This window comes from Limosilactobacillus reuteri subsp. porcinus (assembly GCF_036621895.1).
Lineage (GTDB): Bacteria > Bacillota > Bacilli > Lactobacillales > Lactobacillaceae > Limosilactobacillus > Limosilactobacillus reuteri_J.
Window position 1 is genome coordinate 1 of record NZ_LN887358.1, and the last position, 17,969, is coordinate 17,969.

The following is a 17,969-nucleotide window of genomic DNA, read 5'->3' on the forward strand; positions in this document are numbered from 1 at the left end:
CTTAATTTTACAAACCGCGGATAAATAAAAAATTCGCACTGTAAGTTTACAGTCCGAATCCTATCATTTATTTATCTGCAATATCACGGTTATCTTTGAAGATTAACCACTTTGAGAAAATATAATTAGCAATTACCACAATGACATTATCAATAAATTTAACGATAAATTGTTGGAGAGGTGTATCGAATTTCAAAACTTTGATACCTACATACGTAATTATTAAATCGATAAATAAAGTCAATCCACGATAAAAGAAAAATCGGAAAATTTCAACAATAAAGTCACTAACGGTAGTGTAATGGGAACCAAATACCCAGACTTTATTGGTAAAATAAGCAACTAATACGGATGCAAACCACGCAATTACAGTTGCAAGGGCAACATTCCAGTGAAGTCCCGGACTCAAAATCTGGAATACTGCTAAGTTAACCACCGTTGTGACAACGCCCCAGAAAAGGTAGGCAATGATTGACTTATATTTTACCCACAGATCCTTAATCATTCAGTTTAGCCGCCTTTTCTACTAATTGCTTAGCGAAGGCATCGAGCTTTTGAATGTCTTCTTCATCTGGTGCGAGGTTGATTTTAACATTTTCAGCGCCCTTAATTGCCCCTGTCTTGGCAAGGGCATCCCCAAATTTATCGACGGCGACACAGAAGTCATCCCCATAGAAAGTATCACCAGAGCCGGCAACTCCGTAAACTTTGCCTGCTAGTTGTTCTTCTTGCAAGTCTTCATAAAAGTCAATTCCTTCTTCTGGAAGAGCTCCCTCATCGTAAGTGTAAGGACAGATCACACAAATATCAGCTTCTTCAAAGTCAGCTGGATCAGCCATTGTCATTTCAACTTCATCGACTTCTACTCCTAAATCTTCAAGAGCGTCAGTAATAATGTCCGCAACGTCTTCATTATTACCGGTAATGGTTGCGTATACTACAAGTGCTTTTGCCATTTTATAACCTCCATTAAATCTATAACGTTCATATAGTATAGCACGGTTTGCGATATCAGGGCAGACAAGTGGTATACTATTTATGTTAGATTGTAAATAAGGAGATCGCGAAAATGATTAGTTTAAAATCACCTCGAGAAATCGATGCAATGGAAAAGTCCGGGGCAGCCTTAGCAGCAATGCACCTTGGCCTTCGTAAAATTATTAAGCCAGGCATCTCAAGCTGGAAGATCGAAGAATTCGCTCGGAAGTACTTCAAGGCTGCTGGAGCTAAAGCTGAACAAATTGGCTTTGAAGGATACAAGTATGCTACCTGTGTTAGTGTTAATGATGAAATTTGTCACGGGTTTCCTCGTAAGAAGTTAATCTTAAAGAAAGGCGACTTAGTAAAGGTTGATACGGTTGTCAGTGTTGACGGTGCTTTCAGTGATTCTTGCTGGAGCTATGCGGTAGGAGAAGTTTCCCCTGAAATCCAAAAGTTAATGGACGTTACTAAGAAGTCACTGTTTATGGGAATTGACCAATGTGTTCCTGGTAACCGGATTGGTGATATTGGGGCGGTGATTCAACACTACACAGAAGATGAGAATGGCTATGGGGATGTCCGTGAATTTGTTGGTCACGGTATTCAACCAACAATGCATGAAGATCCAATGGTGCCTCACTACGGCGAACACGGTCAAGGAATCCGTCTTCGTAATGGGATGACCATTACTGTTGAACCAATGATTAACACCGGTACGTGGGAAGCTGATACCAGTGATCCAAGTGGTTGGCTTGCCAAGACTGCTGATGGTGGTTGGAGTTGCCAATATGAGCATACCTTAGTTATTACGAATGATGGTCCGAAGATTTTGACGTCTCAAGATCCAGAAGCAGATGCTGATTACATGTACGATGATAATTATGCTAAGTACTTAGACCATTACCGTGAGATCGCAGAAAAGGTTGCTAAGCAGTTTGAAAATTAATAGCTGGGCAGTAAAAAAGGATGTTAGAAAACTTTTTCGTGTTTCTAACATCCTTTTTATAACGCTCGCTAATCATATTGATGCATATACTTTGAAAGCCGCTTTAAGCCTTCTTTTAAAGTTGCCTCTGGTGCACAGTAGCCGAGGCGAACGTGACCCGGAGTATCAAAAGCATCGCCGGGAACGAGGAGAACCCCTTCGTCATGAAGCAAGTTTTCACAGAAGGTATGAATATCAACCGGTACATCAAGCATTGGGAAGGAAGTGGAGACTGCTTGTGGCATGATGACACTTGCTCGGTCTTCATGATCAATCCAATCCTTATAAATGGCGAGGTTGCCAAGAACTAACTTCCGATTCCGGGCGAGAACTTGATCACTGTGACGTAAAACATAGGTGGCGAGCTGGTCGTTAAAGACTCCTCCACAGATCATGGTGTAGTCACGGAACTTACGGAAGATATCGGCAACTTCAGCGTTAGTCGCGGTCCAACCGATTCGAACTCCTGGAACTGAATAAGTCTTCGAAAGAGAATTAGTAGAGATTCCTTTATCGTAAAGATCAATAATCTGCGCAAATTTTTCGGGGTGATCGAGGGGCAAGTAGACTTCATCAACAAGAACATAAGCATCGACTGACTTAGCAATTTCAACAACTTGTTCGAGAAACTCTTTATCAAGAACCGTTCCCGTTGGATTATTCGCGTTGTTTAGACAAATCATTTTAGTATTAGGTTTGACCAGCGCTTTTAGGTCATCGATTCGTGGGTACCAGTCATCTTCTTCATGAATATGCCAGTAATCAACATCTGCACCTAATGATTTAGGAATGTCGTAGAGTTGTTGATAAGAAGGGTATTCGGCAATTACATGATCACCGGGATTGATCAAGGCATAGAGAGCTAAAATATTTGCTCCTGTGGCACCATTTGTTTGCAAGATATTTTCCGGATCAACATGGTGATATAGTTTAGCAACTTCTTCTTTGAACTCGGGTGATCCTTCAATCCACCCGTAGTTCATTTGCTGCTTATCAAGCATCTCATAAAACTCTTCACCATTGTTACCATCTAAATTTAAGAGATCGTGCATACTCAAAGAGGCGATTGTACTTTGTGAAATATCATAAATCGCGCTCTTTTCCCACCTATTTAGCCATGCTTCGACACCAAAATGTGCTATTTCTACCATGATCTTTTCCTCCTTTAATTAATTGAAATTGTTCCGTTGATTACTAATACTAAAGAAATAACCGCAAAGACAGCGATAATCCCCATTGCCCATTTTTCCTTTACTGTGATTGAGTGATGGAATTCCTTGCATGCTTGGACGTAAAAGAAGAATCCAGGAATAAAACCGACTGAAACGACCATTATTTCTTTCCAGCCAGAGAGAACCATTGCCATCAGTTCAAAGAGAGTGGCGATTAGTCCAATAACAAATTGTCCCCATTCTTGGTGTTGCCAACTGTACATCATCTGGTAAATGCCAACAAGGAGGTAACATATCAAAATCGCAGCCGTACAAAGCGTATATGCAAAGTTGTAAGCATAGGTAGTGAAAAGTAAAGAGAAGAGGAAGATTGATTGAAGAACCCCGGTGATTATTAATGCCCGTGTTGGCGCTTTTTTGTCATTTAGCTTACCCCATGATGTTGGAAGGGCTTCATCATCAGCCATTAGCATTAATGATTCAGCTGGTAGCATTGTCCACGAGAGCCACGAAACTAATACTGAGATGATCAATCCAATACTGATCAGAGCGGCACCCCATGTTCCAACCAGATGTTGCATGATAGCACCAAGCGCCGGTTGACCACCAGCTGCTAACTGGGCGCGGGTCATTACCCCGTATGGCAGAATAGAAACCACAATGTAGATAACGAGTAGGCTTACAAGACCGAAGATGGAAGCCCGTTCAGCATCAGTCCGTGTTTTGGCACGACTAGAAAGAACCGAGGCACCTTCAACGCCGACAAATAGCCACATCATTACCATAATTGAGGCCTTTACTTGGTCATAGATTGAACCAGTTTCGATTTTTGAACTGAGATTCTGTGTTACATTGCCCCAGAAATCAGCAGTAAAAATCTTAGCTTTAAAACCAAGAATCACACAGATAACAAAGACGACTAATGGAATAATCTTGCAGATTGTCCCAATTGAATTGATGAAAGCCGCTGATTCGATCCCTCGATTTACCAAGAATGTCAAAACCCAGGTTAAAATAATTGCAACAATAATTGAGAATAAGTTTTGACCATTGGCAAATAGGCTGGGGAAAAATGTTCCAAGGGCGCTCATCATAATCGTCGCAAAAGCAATATTGCCGAGCCACGCTGAAAGCCAGTATGCCCAACCAGAAATAAATTCGCCCAGCGGACCAAAAGCAGCTGCCGCATAGCTGAAAATCCCTGAATCAAGGCCTGGCCGCTTTTGCGAAAGATTAGTTAGGGAGAGAACTAAAGTCAAGACGCCAATCCCTACTATTATCCAGGCAATGATTGCTGGTCCGGGAGCCGCCGCGGTAGCTAAATCACTGGTAATTCCAAATACTCCCGAACCAATTGTTGATCCCACGATTAAAAGGGTTAGTTCCGTCGTATTAATACCTTTTTTCTCACTCATTTACTCCACCTCACGATCTTATATATTAGAGTGAAAATCACATAAATTTTCTTAACTCAATTATAGCAGCGTCGGAAAACGCTATCCATAGCATTAAGATTAAATGTGAAAGCGATTATTAAGTAATGAAAATAGTATACATCGCTTATAACAAAATATACAAATAAACGAATAAAGATTGCTAAGTTGGCGTAAAAATACAAAAGGTAGTATAAAAGTAATGTGAAATTATGTAAAAGACTTTTATTTTTTTAAAAGACGACTATACTAATAATTATTAAATAATTTCTTATTTTTATTTAAGAATTTTAAAGCTTTGGAGGCATTATTTTGGACGAACAGAGTAGTAATAAAAAGATGATTACTACCTTTGGACTAGTGACGATGATCATTACCGCCATTTTTGGTTTTGGGAATGTTTCAAACGCCTACTTACAAATGGGTTACGGTAGTATTATTTGGTACGCATTAGCAGGGATTTGTTTCTTCTTTCCCTGTGGCTTGATGATGGCAGAGTACGGTTCCACATTTAAGGATGCTAAAGGGGGCATTTATTCCTGGCTTGCCGGTTCAGTTGGTGAACGAATCGCCTTTGTCGGTACTTTCGTATGGCTAGCATCTTGGATTGTATGGATGGTATCAACAGCATCACGGATTTGGATTACTTTTTCTGCGTTGCTTTTTGGTAAGGATACTACCCAACAATGGCATGCATTTGGTCTGACTTCGACTCAATTGATTGGGGTCCTTGGGATTCTGTTGATTCTTGGAACAACTTGGTGCAGTTCACGGGGAATGACCGCCATTGCTAAAGTTGGTTCACTTGGTGGTATTTTTACAATTGTTGTTAACATTATCTTTGTTATTGTCAGTGTTATTGTTTTAGTCGCCGATAAGGGAATCTTAAAGCAACCAATTCATGGTGCTTCAACTTTCATTACATCACCTAATCCACAATTCCAGACACCAATTGCCATTATTTCGTTTGTTGTTTATGCTATTTTTGCTTACGGTGGAATGGAATCATTAGGGTCTGTTACTGATAGTATGAAAAATCCGGAAAAGACATTCCCTCGTGGATTGATCATCGCAAGTATCTTTACAATTGGTACTTATGTCTTAATGATTTTCATGCTCGGTTGGTCAGTAAATTATCAACAAACTTTGACTAAGAGCAGCGTTAACCTTGGTAATGTTACCTATGTTGTCTTTAATCAATTAGGGGTTACCATGGGGGATACGCTTGGATGGTCGCACGGTGCTGCCCTTACTTTTGGACTTATCATGACGCGGATCGTTGCCTTTGCACAGACCCTTGGCTTTTTGGGCGCGTTGTTTATTCTGCTTTACTCCCCAATCAAGGCCTTCATTCTTGGTTCTAATCCAGAATTATGGCCAAAGAAACTTACGAAACTTAACAAGGCGGGGATGCCTGCAAATGCAATGTGGCTTCAAGCAATTATTGTTTCAATTATTGTTTTCTTGGTTGCCTTTGGTGGAAATGCTGCTCAACAGTTCTACTTGATTTTGACTGATATGGCGAACGTTTCAACTTGTTTCCCATATGTTTTCTTGATCGGGGCTTTCCCATTCTTTAAGGCAAAGAAGGACCTTGACCGGCCATTCGTTGTCTTTAAGAACCGTTTGTGGACAGATGTATTAGTATGTTTCGTTGAATTGATTTTAATTGTCGGAATCGTCTTTACGTTTGTTCAACCACTATTACAAAAAGATTATCAAACAGCTTTCTGGACACTTGCTGGACCAATCTTCTTTGCAATCGTTGCGTTGGTCTTCTATCAAATTTCCGCAAAGCGTCACCATGTTGAAGGGTAATTGATAAAAAAGGAAGTGGGAAATAACCTTCTCGACAAGGCGGTGGGCTAAGCTAGAACGATGATTAGCACGGCACGGGCTGATTATCGTTCGTACTTAGACTCGAGCCTTGTGGTTATTTTCCACGTTATCTTACTATTATTCATAATAAGTAATTGAGGCTGAGAGAAAACAAAAGTTTTCTCTCAGTCGCTTTTTTATCTATTCTGTAATATTTGTCGGGTGTTCAGTTTGTTATAATTAAACCTATAAAATGTTTTCGGAGGTTATTATGGACAAGGAGCCGGGCAAAGGGAAGACTTTTATTGCGTTATTAATCCAACATATTACAATGGCCCAGATTTCAAGTTCTGCTGCTGTCTTAGCTTACTATACTTTGCTATCTATTTTTCCGGCCGTGATGGTAGTAGGAAATTTATTACCAATGATTGGAATTGATGCTAAGACGATTTTAGCCTACCTTTCAACTGCAATTCCTGAATCTGTCTATAGCTTTATCCAGCCGTTAATCTATGATTTTTTACGGCGGGGGAGTGGTGGTATCCTGACAACTGGGGCCTTGATTGCTCTTTGGTCGACCAGTCAGGGGATTGCCGCTTTTCAACGCAGCGTTAATCATGCGTATGGGATTGCGGAAAATCAGAATCCGGTGATGAACCGAATCGTCTCGTTTATTTGGATGATTGTATTATTGGTAATTATTTTTATTATTATTATTTTGTACGGTTTTGGTGAACAAGTCCTAAAGAGTATTCAGCCGATTTTTAATTTTCGGCGTGACTACATTTTATTGTTTAGCTCATTAAGGTGGCCAGTAACATTTGGCGTCTTGTTTATTGCTCTTGCTCTTTTGTATTACTTTGTTCCTAATGCGAAGGTTCGGTTGCGCTATGCACTTGCTGGGTCATTCTTGGCGTCTTTGTTATGGATGGGATTATCACGTTTATTCTCGTTCTATACCTTATTATTTAGTCACGGGGTAATTTCCTACAAGACAATTGGAGCTTTTATTGCCATGATGGTATGGCTTGACTTTTCTGGCTATATCATCATGCTGGGGGCGGCGCTAAATGCTGCTCTACAAGAATGTCATGAAGGTGAGTTGCATGCCAAAAAACACTTTTGGCAACTGGTAGAAAGAAAAAATAAAAATGGAGGCTAGGAAATTTCCTAGCCTCCAAATGTTGAAGATCTTTAGAACTTGATATTTAATTACTTTTGCTCATCGTTAAAGATAACGGTAGAAACAGTATCAACGTACTTCGCGGAAAGAGGTTGTTGGTAAATATCTTCGCCTTCCTTAGTAAAGAGGTGAGTTTGCGCGATTTCTTGCATTGCCTTCCGAACGGTTTCGGCATCGAGATCACCACTGGCATAGTTTAACTTTAATGAATGTTTTTTACCGAGACTGCCCTTGAAAGTTAAGTTTAATGTACGCATAAGTTAGTTTCCTCCTTGAAATTAGTTGTTCAATGCGACTTGACTAGTAACGATAATGTCTGTATCAAGGCATTTTTCAGCAGTAAGCATTTCAATTGCTGCACTGAATTGTGCTACCTGCTCATTAGTGACTTCCTCAATAATGTTGTTAAAGGGATGTTTAACGCCCTTGGGATGTTCACTGTTAGTGAGGGTGAGTTGAATTTTAGCGGACTTGAAATTACGAACCATTTGCATGATAAAAACTTCCTTTGTTTAATTTGATTTGTCAAGTAGTGGCCACTGCTTACACCTGTTTAATTTGATTTGTCAAGTAGTGGCCACTGCTTACACCTTTATAAACGATTAAAAATTGAGAATGTTAAGGAGAAATTTAAAAATGGCAAAAATTTCGAAAATTGAAGCGCAAAAACGAAAAGGTCGATATAACATATACCTTGATGGTAAGTATGCTTTTCCAGTTGCAGAAAGTGTTTTAATTCAGTTTCGCCTGATGAAGGGAACTGAGCTAGACGAAAAGCAAATTGCGGCCATTGCGACTGCTGACCAGCAAGCAAAGGCATATTCTCGGATGCTTGATTACCTTTCTTACCAGATGCGGACGGAAAGCGATATCGTTAAGAAGCTAAAAGAAATTGATACACCGGAAGAGTTTGTTGAGCCAATCTTGAAAAAGCTGCGGGGTCAACAGTTAATCGATGATCATGCCTATGCGGCTTCTTATGTCCGCACGATGATTAATACGGACTTGAAGGGGCCTGGGGTAATTCGTCAACACTTACGACAAAAAGGGATTGGCGAAAACGATATTGGTGATGCTTTAACGCAATTTACTCCCGAAGTTCAAGCAGAATTAGCAAAGAAGTTAGCTGTAAAACTATTTCGCCGTTATCGGAACCAGCCAGAGCGGCGACGAGCGCAAAAAGTACAGCAGGGACTCATGACAAAGGGATTCGCTAGTAGTGTGTATGAGATGATTAAGGATGAGGTTGTTCCGCGGCCTGATCAGGAACAGGAGAACGGCCTTTTAGTGAAAGAAGCAGAGAAGCAATGGCATCGGACTCGCCGTTACCAAGGCTACGAGCGTGAGCAGCATTTTAAGCAGGCAATGTATCGTAAGGGTTTTGACCTTGACGATGTCCAAAGCTGGTTAGCTACGCAAGATTTCCAATAATAACTTTCCAAGATTGGGAATTACTGGTATTATTTTAATGATTATGTTTAAAAACAATAATTAGGAGTACAATAGTGAATATTAAAATCTTAGTGGCTGTCCATAAAAATTATCGGATGCCAGATGATCCCATGTATTTACCAGTTTTTGTTGGTAAAGAGATTCACCCGACTGTTAACCATACATTTCAGGGTGATAATACCGGAGATAATATTTCAAAAAAGAATCCGCATTACAATGAGCTAACAGCATTGTACTGGGGATGGAAAAATCTTGATGATGTGGATGCATTAGGATTAGTCCACTACCGTCGTTACTTGACGCTGGGGCACTCAAAGGATCTTTCGACTCTCCTCAACCATGAACAAGTAGAAGAGTTATTAAAAGATGCCGATGTAATCTTGCCAAAGAAGCGGCACTACTACATTGAAACAAATGAATCCCATTACCTCCATGTTCATGAGCACGAGCCGCTTGAAATTACCCGGCAGGTGTTAAAGGAGAAGTATCCCCAGTACTTACCTGCTTTTGAAAAGGTAATGAAACAAACATCGGCTCACTATTTCAACATGATGATTATGAAGAAGCAGCCGTTGGACGAATATTGTACCTGGCTGTTTGATGTTTTAGGCAAAGTTGAGAAAAAAGTTGATTATTCTGACTACACACCATATGAGCAACGGGTGTTTGGTTTTTTGAGTGAGCTTTTACTCGATACTTGGTTGTTGACTAATCCGCAATACAAGACAGTGGAGGTTAACCGGGTATTTCTTGAAAAGCAAAACTGGCCATTAAAGATTGCGAAGTTCTTAAAACGTAAAGTCACCGGCCATGGTGAACATTAACGATTGGAGAGACAAGAATGCCAAAATTGTCAATAGTTGTTCCTTGTTATAATGAGGGAGAAACTATTCCACTTTTTTACCCGGCAGTTGAAAAAGTGGTTAAACAGATGCCAGTAGAAACAGAATATTGGTTTGTCAATGATGGATCGAGTGATGACACTTTAGCAGAACTACGCAAGCTGCACGCACAAGATCCAGAACGGGTTCATTATGTTTCTTTTTCACGGAATTTTGGTAAAGAAGCAGGGCTTTATGCCGGCTTACAGGTCGCAACAGGTGATTATGTCGTTGTGATGGACGCTGATTTACAGGATCCACCAGAATATTTACCGGAGATGTATAAAGATATTTCTACTGGTGAATATGATTGTGTGGGGATGCGGCGGACAGATCGAAAAGGTGAGGCAAAGTTTAAGTCCTTCCTTTCTAACCAGTTTTATAATGTTATCAATAAAATTTCTGATACTAAAATTGTCTCTGGAGCCCGTGACTACCGAATGATGACCCGCCAGATGGTCGATGCGGTGTTGTCATTAACTGAATATAACCGGTTCTCAAAAGGTATTTTTAACTGGGTTGGGTTTAAGACCAAGTACCTTCCCTATAAAAATGTCGAACGGGTGGCTGGAACAACAGATTGGTCGACCTGGAAATTATTTAAATACGCAATTGACGGGATTACTGATTTTTCTGAAGCACCATTGGCAATTGCGACCTGGGCTGGCGGATTGACAGCATTCATCTCTATTATCGGGATGATTATTGTTATAATAAGAAAGATTATTGAGCCTGCTAGTAGTGCTTTTGGTTGGGCCTCAATGGTTTGTATTATTTTATTCCTGGGTGGTATCCAGTTACTTTGCCTCGGAATAGTAGGTCGTTATATTGGACGCATTTATATGCAGACAAAGAAACGGCCGATATATATTATTAAAGAGAAAAAGTAGGGTTGAGAATCATGAGTGAGAAGGTAAAAATTAAACAACAATCTAAGAGCTACCTTTTCTGGAAGAGGTTCTTTGATATTGTGCTATCATCAGGAGCATTGGTTTGTTTTAGCCCCGTGTTTTTAGCTGTTTTTATAATGAATCGCTTTGGTGATAATAAGGGGCCATTGTTTTATAAACAAGAACGGATCGGCTGGCATGGCAAGTCCTTTAAGATTTACAAGTTTCGTTCAATGGTTGTAAATGCAGATAAAATTTTGGAAAATGATCCTGAACTTTATGCTAAATATGTGGCAAATAACTATAAGTTAGAACCAGAAGAAGACCCCCGAATTACGCGTTTGGGAGAATGGCTGCGCAAGACATCAATTGATGAAATTCCCCAGTTCATTAATATCTTGCGTGGTGAGATGAGCATTATCGGACCGCGACCAGTTGTTAAGGCAGAACTAGCTGAATATGGTGACCGGGTTGACAAGTTTTTATCAGTAAAACCGGGAGCAATGGGGCTATGGCAATCAAGCGGTCGCAGTAATATTCCTTATCCAGAACGTTGTGATGTCGAACTAAAGTATGTTGATGAGGCGTCACTTGCTTTTGATACGAAAATAATGTTTAAGAACATTATCAGTATTTTTAAGAGTGAGGGTGCATATTAGGGAAACGTTAGAAAGGTAGAGTACATATAAAGACTATGAGTACATTAAAAAATTTTTTTAATAGAGAAATAAATGGGACAGGTCTTTATCTTATAGCGTTTAGCTTTTGTTTAGTAATTTCATTTATATTTACTACTACATTTACAGATTATTTTCATACTCGTCCTTTACAACTTTTATCATATCTTGGAATAGGATTAGTTTTGGTAAAAATCTATCTGTTAGATAATTATAATTATAAACAGTTGAGTGGAATTTCTATTTTGCTATTTTTTTCATTTATTTCTTGGAGGCATTCACAGTCAAATACGCAATCTAATCTCATATTGTATATGATGGTATTTATATTAGGCGCAAAAGATGTTGAATTTAAAAAAATAGTAGAAGTATTCTACAAAATTAGTTTAATTATGATGCTTGGAGTCATTTTATATTCATTATTGGGAATTATTACTAATTTAGCTTATTTTACTCCCGGAAGACCAATTCGTTACGCATTAGGTATGCTCTATCCCACTGATATGGCTTCTCATATTTTGTTTTTAATTCTTGCTAAATGCTATTTAGTATTTCCAAATATAAAATGGTATCATTATTCGATTTTTCTTTTGCTAGCGCTATTTATGAAAGTAGTAGCTGATGCGCGATTAAGTGCATATACGACAGTATTACTTGTTATTATTATGTTTATAGCGGAACGCGCACAAAAAGGAAATAAATTGTGCAAAATTTTAGCATCTTTTTACTGGACAGCGACACCACTACTTGCTTTTATTGCTACAGTAACTGCTTTAAATTTTGATATGAATAACCATATTATGCGAAAAGTAAATGATTTATTGTCTGGAAGACTATTATTGAGTTACCAAGCTTTTCAAAGGTATGGTATTAGCTTGTTTGGAGAACCAGTTATCGAACATGGGTCGGGCGGTATAAAGGGTATGAAGATGTTTTTTAATCAGTCTAGGTATTTCTACATCGACTCATCGTTTATACGTTTGTTTATTATTTATGGAATTCTTATGTTTCTGATATTTTTAGCTTTTATGATGATAATAGCTATTCGGAGTACTTATCATCATAGCTACATTCTCCCAGCAATAATGTTTGTAGTAGCAATAAGTTGTTTACTTGAACAACATTTATTGGATTTATCATTTAACCCCTTTTTATTGTCGTTATTAGCAACAAATACCTATAAATGGAGAGAAAAAAATGAAAAAAGCGATCGTAACAGTATTTTACAATAAAAATAATAATGCTGGTCCTAAAGCACAAATGGACGTAATTAAATTTCTAAAACCCTTAAATTATACGGATGTAACCTTACCTTTTGATGTTCGTTCAAGATTAGGCAAATTTAAATATGCATTATATGATTTACCTAAATTTTTTAGGAATAGTAATTATGATATAGTAATCTTTCAATACCCTATATTTTCTGAGTTTTTGGTTAATCAAATTACCAAGAACGTTCGTAAATATACTAATGCAAAGCTTTACTTTATTACTCATGACATAGATTCACTGAGAGCAAGTGAAAAGGATGAAGAGTTTCAAAAACGAGAAATTGAACAATTGAATCAAACAGATGGGTTAATCGTTCATAATCAAGTAATGAAAAAATGGTTAGAAAAGCAAGGAATTACTGTCCCTATGATTGAATTAGGGATTTTTGACTATGATAATCATGAGATTATAAAAAATAACATTAATTATAAAAAAAGAATATGTTTTGCCGGTAATCTTGAAAAAGCACCATTTTTGGAGAAATTAACTTTAAAATCTGCTCATATGGAAATATATGGATCGAATCCTGCAAAAAGTTATAAATCAGGAGTAATTTATAAAGGTCAATTTTCTCCTAACGATTTATTAAAACACCTAGATCAAGATTTTGGTTTAGTATGGGATGGTAATAGTATTGAAACATGTGATGGCAGATATGGAAACTATCTCAGATATAATAACCCACATAAAGCCTCTTTATATCTTAGTATGGGGATTCCGGTTATTATTTGGAAAGAAGCAGCACTTGCAAAATTTATTTCAAAAAATAACTTAGGAATAACAATTGATTCGTTAAATAATTTAGATAAAGTTTTAGATCAAATCACTGAAAATGAATATAAAACTATGAAATCAAATGTACTTAGAATATCAGAAAAATTACGAAATGGAAGCAATATTCTAAATGCCGTGGAAAAGATGGAAAGGATGTAATGAAGAAAGTGGATACTTCAAAGAAAAAATATAGTTTAAATGATATTTTATTAATTTTATGGAAAAATATAATAATAATTCTTGTTTTAGCAATAGCTTTTAGTGCCTTTTTTGGAATAGTTGCGAAGAAAAGACAACATGTTACTTATACAGCTACACGAAATATAATGATCACTCATTCATTAAATACACGACGATCAAATTCAGAAATTAATAGCGATCTAACCATGATACCTACCTATGCTGAATTAATACAAGATCGTCCTGTTATTAATGAAACATATTCACTACTAACAAAGAATCAGAAAAAAACGGTGACACGTGATGATCTTGTTGAGGCTGTAAAAACTGATACTAAACCGCAATCTTTGATTATTAGTATAAAGGCAACTACTGATAATAAAGATAAGTCAATTTTAATTGCTAATACTGCTGCAACTGCAGCAAAAAACGTTATTCCAAAAGTTCAACCAGGCTCTGGTAATATATATCTTTATCCTAAAGCAACATCTAAAAATGTTAGTGTTGAAAATCACTCTAAGGTAAAAAAATATGTAATTTTAGGGGCTGCATTAGGAGCATTATTAGGAATGGTAATTGCTTTTATAATTACTAATTTGAAGCATTTAGTATAAGTTAAGTACGGTAGAGGAGAAAATATGACTGTATATGTAATTACTCATAAACCTTTTGACTATGCTCAAAAATTATCTAAGGGATATGTTCCTATGATGGTGGGAGCTAACTTCAATGATAATCCGCGTAATTATCTCACAGATAACACAATGGATAATATTTCTGATAAAAACCCACAATATTGTGAATTAACTGGACTTTATTGGATTTGGAAAAATTCTCATGCTAATAAGGTAGGGCTTGCCCACTATCGTCGATTCTTTTATTCAAGAAGTATTGGTGGACGTTTTGCAATGTATGCTTATTTAATTTTAATGGGTAGCAAAGTTCAACCAGCACCTATAGAGCAATTAGATGAATTAACTGAAACCTATGACTGGATTGTTGCTCACCCTGAAGATGAGGGTGGAAAAAATTTATGGTTGCAATTTAAAAAAGATAATCACGAGATTGATATGCAACACACTCGTGATGTAATAGTAGAAAAATATCCTGATTATGTTAATGCTTTTGATAAAGTGATGAATAGCTCTAGTTGGATGTCTCCATATAACATGTTTTATGCAAAAAAAGAGAAAATGGATGCATACTGTGAGTGGTTGTTTGATATTTTATTTGAAGTTGAGAAAAGAACAGATATGACTGGCTATACTGAGTATCAAAAACGTTTATATGGCTTTTTAAGTGAACGTTTACTCAATGTGTGGTTAGAAAAACATAAAGAATATAAAATTAAATATCTGACTGTTTTTAAAACAGATGATTTAAGTAGGAGAGCGGTTATTAGAAGAATAACAAATCGTTTAGGTATTACTAAGGGTATTAATCATTAGTAAAAAAGAGGTGGCATATAATGCAGGCTGTTTTAATATTAGCTCATAAAAATATAGACCAAGTAATAGAGCTTGCGAATCGTCTCTCTACGAATTTTGAAATTTATGTTCATCTCGATAAAAAAGCAGATATTACAAAGAATCAATTGCAAAAGTTAAAAAAAGTTTCTAAAGAATATATTTCCAAATATGATGTTAAATGGGGAAGCTATAGTATAGTAAGAGCAACAATTGATTTAATGAAGTTAGCTTTAAATAATAAGCAGAATACATACTTTCATTTAATATCAGGACAGGATTGGCCTCTAGTTAGTCCTCAAGATATTTATAGTTATTTTGAAAATACTAATCTAATTTTTATGAATTACTGGCTGGCTACTTCAATGAGGAAAACTGGAGAACCAGAAATTTGGTGGACAAAATATTATTTTAATTACGATCAAATTAATCGTCGAACTACCTTTGGTAAAGTATATCATCGATTATTGTTACTTATTCAAACTATGTTAAGAGTAAATAAATTAAAAAAATATGGAATTGAAGAAAGTAGTATATATGCAGGTCAAGAATGGGTGGATATTCCTAGGGATGCTCTTGAATATGCTATTGAGTATTATGAACATCACCCAAGTTTAGAAAAGATTTTTTCGACAAGCTTTTGTTCAGATGAAATGTGGTTGCAAACAGTTCTTTGTAACTCAGAATTTAAATCAAGGATAGAAAAAAATACCCATCATTATATTGAAATGATTGAGAAGCATGGTAGTCGACCGGCAATTTTAGATGAGGAAGATTACTATAAAATTACATCAGGAGATTACTTATGGGGAAGAAAAGTAGAACGCCCAATATCGGATAAATTAATTCAAATGTTAGACAAGACTAATCAAGATGGGCCTACTCAATAGTAATTTAAACTAGAACATTATTATAAATATCTCGTCTTTTGAAATTAGTAATAGGAGAAAATTATGAGTGATACGTTAACAATAGTTGTACCCTGTTATAACGAACAAGAAGTTTTGCCAGAAACCGTAAAAGAGTTGGGAAATATTTTACAATACTTAATAGATAATAGTATGGTTTCAGACCAAAGTAAAATACTGTTTGTTAATGATGGGAGTAAAGATAAAACTTGGAATTTGATTTCAGAATATACAAGTAAATACAGTTATGTAGCTGGTGTAAAATTTAGTCGGAATTATGGACATCAAAATGCATTGCTGGCTGGTATGAGCTTGGCTATCAAGTATTCAGATATGATTATAACTATAGATGCAGATTTGCAAGACGATGTAAATGCTATTCCGGAAATGGTAAAAAAATATCATGAAGGCTATGATGTTATTTATGGTGTTAGAAATAGTAGAGAAACTGATACATTTTTTAAGCGTCGTACTGCTTTAGCGTTTTATAGCTTAATGAAGAATCTTGGAGTAAACCTTATTCCTGATTCGGCGGATTACAGGTTATTAAGTAAGCGAGCTACTAAAGCTCTATTATCATTTAAAGAACGTAATCTTTTTTTGCGTGGAATGGTTCCTTTAGTGGGATATAAGTCGGCAAAAGTATATTATGCACGTAAAGAAAGATTTGCAGGAAAATCAAAATACCCACTAAGTAAAATGCTTCATTTTGCTCTCGATGGAATTACGTCTTTTTCCATTGCACCGATTCATTTGATACTTTATCTTGGTATACTTACAGTGATTATTAGTATAATTTGTATGATTTATACATTAGTAGAAAAAATCACTGGGCATATTGTTACTGGTTGGGCTTCGTTGATGCTTTCTATATGGTTCTTAGGGGGGGTACAACTTATCTCTATTAGTATTATTGGAGAATATATTGGCAAAATTTTTTCTGAGGTTAAGCATAGACCTAGGTTTAATATTGACGTTGAAACTTATACAAATAAGATGGATAAAAGCGATTGATATTAATCCATCTTTATAGTTTTATATTTAATATGGGGGAAAAAAGTGCAAAAGACTAAATACTTTATGTACCTAAATGCAATAATATCTTCATTTGCAGTTGTAGTTGCTCATACAATAACAAATCCAGTACAATTAGGAGTAAGTACAACTAAAATCTCTTTTTATCTATTATTATGTATCGTTTTAGGAATTATATTTTCATACGGTGTACCTCTTTTTTTTATGCAATCTGGAGCAAATGTACTTAATTACCGTGATCGATATACCACACATGTCTTTTTTAAAAAAAGGATTCATAAAGTAATAATTCCATTTATTCTTTGGAGTATTTTAGGTTTCTTTTTTATATACGGTAAAGAAGGTTTCCCGTTAACTATAAAAAATTTTTGTGTTGCTTTTTTAACGGGTAACATTGTTGGACCTTACTGGTTTTTTTACAATATTATTGGATTTTACATATGTGTTCCTTTTATTTCACTTATTATAAAATATGGTAGTACTAATATTATTAAATATACTATATTTATCTTGATAATAGTAAATACTGGAATACCGGTTATAAATATTTTGTTTAATACTCAAAGTTCTTTTGGAACGAGTGTACCATTTATTGGACCTTATGCTCAATATTTTATAGCTGGATGGTATTTAAACAATGTAAATATAGCTAAGAAAAATAGATTGCGAATATATTCGCTCGCAATAGTAATGTTGTTATTTGAAATTGTAGCAACAATTTATTTTTCTTTTTTTGTAAAACATATTCCGATGTTAAACTATCCAGATGGAATTGTAAAAACATTTTACGATATAGCTATGTTTCCGTCATTTTGCGTGATGTGTGCTTTATTTTTATTTCTCGCGGTTTGTAAAATTAAGT

General features: G+C 36.3%; 20 protein-coding genes. 14 read left to right on the forward strand and 6 right to left on the reverse strand.

Annotated features, from left to right (window positions below; genetic code table 11):
- Positions 1-67: 67 nt before the first annotated feature.
- A complete protein-coding gene (locus AACL61_RS02520; RefSeq protein WP_003670651.1) occupies positions 68-505 on the reverse strand; it encodes a GtrA family protein in 438 nt (145 codons plus the stop codon).
- Entirely contained in the window at positions 498-956 is a 459-nt protein-coding gene (locus AACL61_RS02525) for a flavodoxin (protein ID WP_102816659.1), read from the reverse strand. Before AACL61_RS02525 ends, AACL61_RS02520 begins: the two co-directional genes overlap by 8 nt.
- A 113-nt stretch (positions 957-1,069) precedes the next feature.
- Between AACL61_RS02525 and map the strand changes: the two genes are divergently transcribed.
- On the forward strand, positions 1,070-1,927 hold the full coding sequence (gene map / locus AACL61_RS02530) for a type I methionyl aminopeptidase (RefSeq protein ID WP_102816658.1): 858 nt from the start codon (positions 1,070-1,072) through the stop codon (positions 1,925-1,927).
- Between the two features lie 68 nt (positions 1,928-1,995).
- Here the strand turns inward: map and AACL61_RS02535 are convergent, their stop codons facing one another.
- Together AACL61_RS02535 and AACL61_RS02540 are read right to left on the reverse strand one after the other, a co-directional pair.
- Complete coding sequence (locus AACL61_RS02535; RefSeq protein ID WP_102816657.1) at positions 1,996-3,117, reverse strand: aminotransferase; 1,122 nt, start codon at positions 3,115-3,117, stop codon at positions 1,996-1,998.
- 14 nt (positions 3,118-3,131) lie between these two features.
- A complete protein-coding gene (locus AACL61_RS02540; protein WP_339110945.1) occupies positions 3,132-4,553 on the reverse strand; it encodes a basic amino acid/polyamine antiporter in 1,422 nt (473 codons plus the stop codon).
- A 330-nt stretch (positions 4,554-4,883) separates the two neighbouring features.
- On the opposite strand from AACL61_RS02540, the gene yjeM reads away from it, so the two are divergent.
- Positions 4,884-6,389, forward strand: coding sequence for a glutamate/gamma-aminobutyrate family transporter YjeM (gene yjeM / locus AACL61_RS02545; RefSeq protein ID WP_102816655.1), 1,506 nt, complete (start codon positions 4,884-4,886; stop codon positions 6,387-6,389).
- 271 nt (positions 6,390-6,660) lie between these two features.
- Positions 6,661-7,551, forward strand: a complete 891-nt coding sequence (locus tag AACL61_RS02550; protein ID WP_085650247.1) for a YihY/virulence factor BrkB family protein — start codon at positions 6,661-6,663, stop codon at positions 7,549-7,551.
- A gap of 50 nt (positions 7,552-7,601) precedes the next feature.
- Here the strand turns inward: AACL61_RS02550 and AACL61_RS02555 are convergent, their stop codons facing one another.
- Together AACL61_RS02555 and AACL61_RS02560 are read right to left on the reverse strand one after the other, a co-directional pair.
- Positions 7,602-7,829: a DUF2922 domain-containing protein gene (locus tag AACL61_RS02555; RefSeq protein ID WP_085650246.1), complete on the reverse strand. Its 228-nt coding sequence runs from the start codon at positions 7,827-7,829 to the stop codon at positions 7,602-7,604.
- 21 nt (positions 7,830-7,850) lie between these two features.
- Entirely contained in the window at positions 7,851-8,066 is a 216-nt protein-coding gene (locus AACL61_RS02560) for a DUF1659 domain-containing protein (protein ID WP_003664412.1), read from the reverse strand.
- Between the two features lie 142 nt (positions 8,067-8,208).
- Between AACL61_RS02560 and recX the strand changes: the two genes are divergently transcribed.
- The 11 genes from recX to AACL61_RS02615 form a co-directional block, all read left to right on the forward strand.
- The gene (recX, locus tag AACL61_RS02565; RefSeq protein WP_339110946.1) at positions 8,209-9,003 is read left to right on the forward strand and encodes a recombination regulator RecX; all 795 of its coding nucleotides are present in this window, start codon (positions 8,209-8,211) and stop codon (positions 9,001-9,003) included.
- Positions 9,004-9,077: 74 nt separating this feature from the next.
- On the forward strand, positions 9,078-9,848 hold the full coding sequence (locus AACL61_RS02570; RefSeq protein WP_087215034.1) for a DUF4422 domain-containing protein: 771 nt from the start codon (positions 9,078-9,080) through the stop codon (positions 9,846-9,848).
- Between the two features lie 17 nt (positions 9,849-9,865).
- Complete coding sequence (locus AACL61_RS02575) at positions 9,866-10,795, forward strand: glycosyltransferase family 2 protein (protein WP_087215037.1); 930 nt, start codon at positions 9,866-9,868, stop codon at positions 10,793-10,795.
- 11 nt (positions 10,796-10,806) lie between these two features.
- Positions 10,807-11,454: a sugar transferase gene (locus AACL61_RS02580; protein WP_087215040.1), complete on the forward strand. Its 648-nt coding sequence runs from the start codon at positions 10,807-10,809 to the stop codon at positions 11,452-11,454.
- A 35-nt stretch (positions 11,455-11,489) separates the two neighbouring features.
- Entirely contained in the window at positions 11,490-12,704 is a 1,215-nt protein-coding gene (locus AACL61_RS02585) for a polymerase (RefSeq protein ID WP_087215043.1), read from the forward strand.
- The gene (locus AACL61_RS02590) at positions 12,670-13,677 is read left to right on the forward strand and encodes a glycosyltransferase (protein ID WP_087215045.1); all 1,008 of its coding nucleotides are present in this window, start codon (positions 12,670-12,672) and stop codon (positions 13,675-13,677) included. Before AACL61_RS02585 ends, AACL61_RS02590 begins: the two co-directional genes overlap by 35 nt.
- The gene (locus tag AACL61_RS02595; protein WP_087215048.1) at positions 13,677-14,312 is read left to right on the forward strand and encodes a Wzz/FepE/Etk N-terminal domain-containing protein; all 636 of its coding nucleotides are present in this window, start codon (positions 13,677-13,679) and stop codon (positions 14,310-14,312) included. The genes AACL61_RS02590 and AACL61_RS02595 overlap by 1 nt, the downstream gene beginning before the upstream one ends.
- A 24-nt stretch (positions 14,313-14,336) precedes the next feature.
- Entirely contained in the window at positions 14,337-15,146 is an 810-nt protein-coding gene (locus AACL61_RS02600) for a DUF4422 domain-containing protein (RefSeq protein ID WP_087215049.1), read from the forward strand.
- A 20-nt stretch (positions 15,147-15,166) separates the two neighbouring features.
- The gene (locus tag AACL61_RS02605) at positions 15,167-16,054 is read left to right on the forward strand and encodes a beta-1,6-N-acetylglucosaminyltransferase (RefSeq protein ID WP_339110947.1); all 888 of its coding nucleotides are present in this window, start codon (positions 15,167-15,169) and stop codon (positions 16,052-16,054) included.
- A gap of 63 nt (positions 16,055-16,117) precedes the next feature.
- A complete protein-coding gene (locus AACL61_RS02610; protein WP_102816652.1) occupies positions 16,118-17,086 on the forward strand; it encodes a glycosyltransferase family 2 protein in 969 nt (322 codons plus the stop codon).
- Positions 17,087-17,131: 45 nt separating this feature from the next.
- A partial coding sequence (locus tag AACL61_RS02615) for an acyltransferase (RefSeq protein WP_339110948.1) occupies positions 17,132-17,969 on the forward strand: 838 nt, incomplete at its 3' end.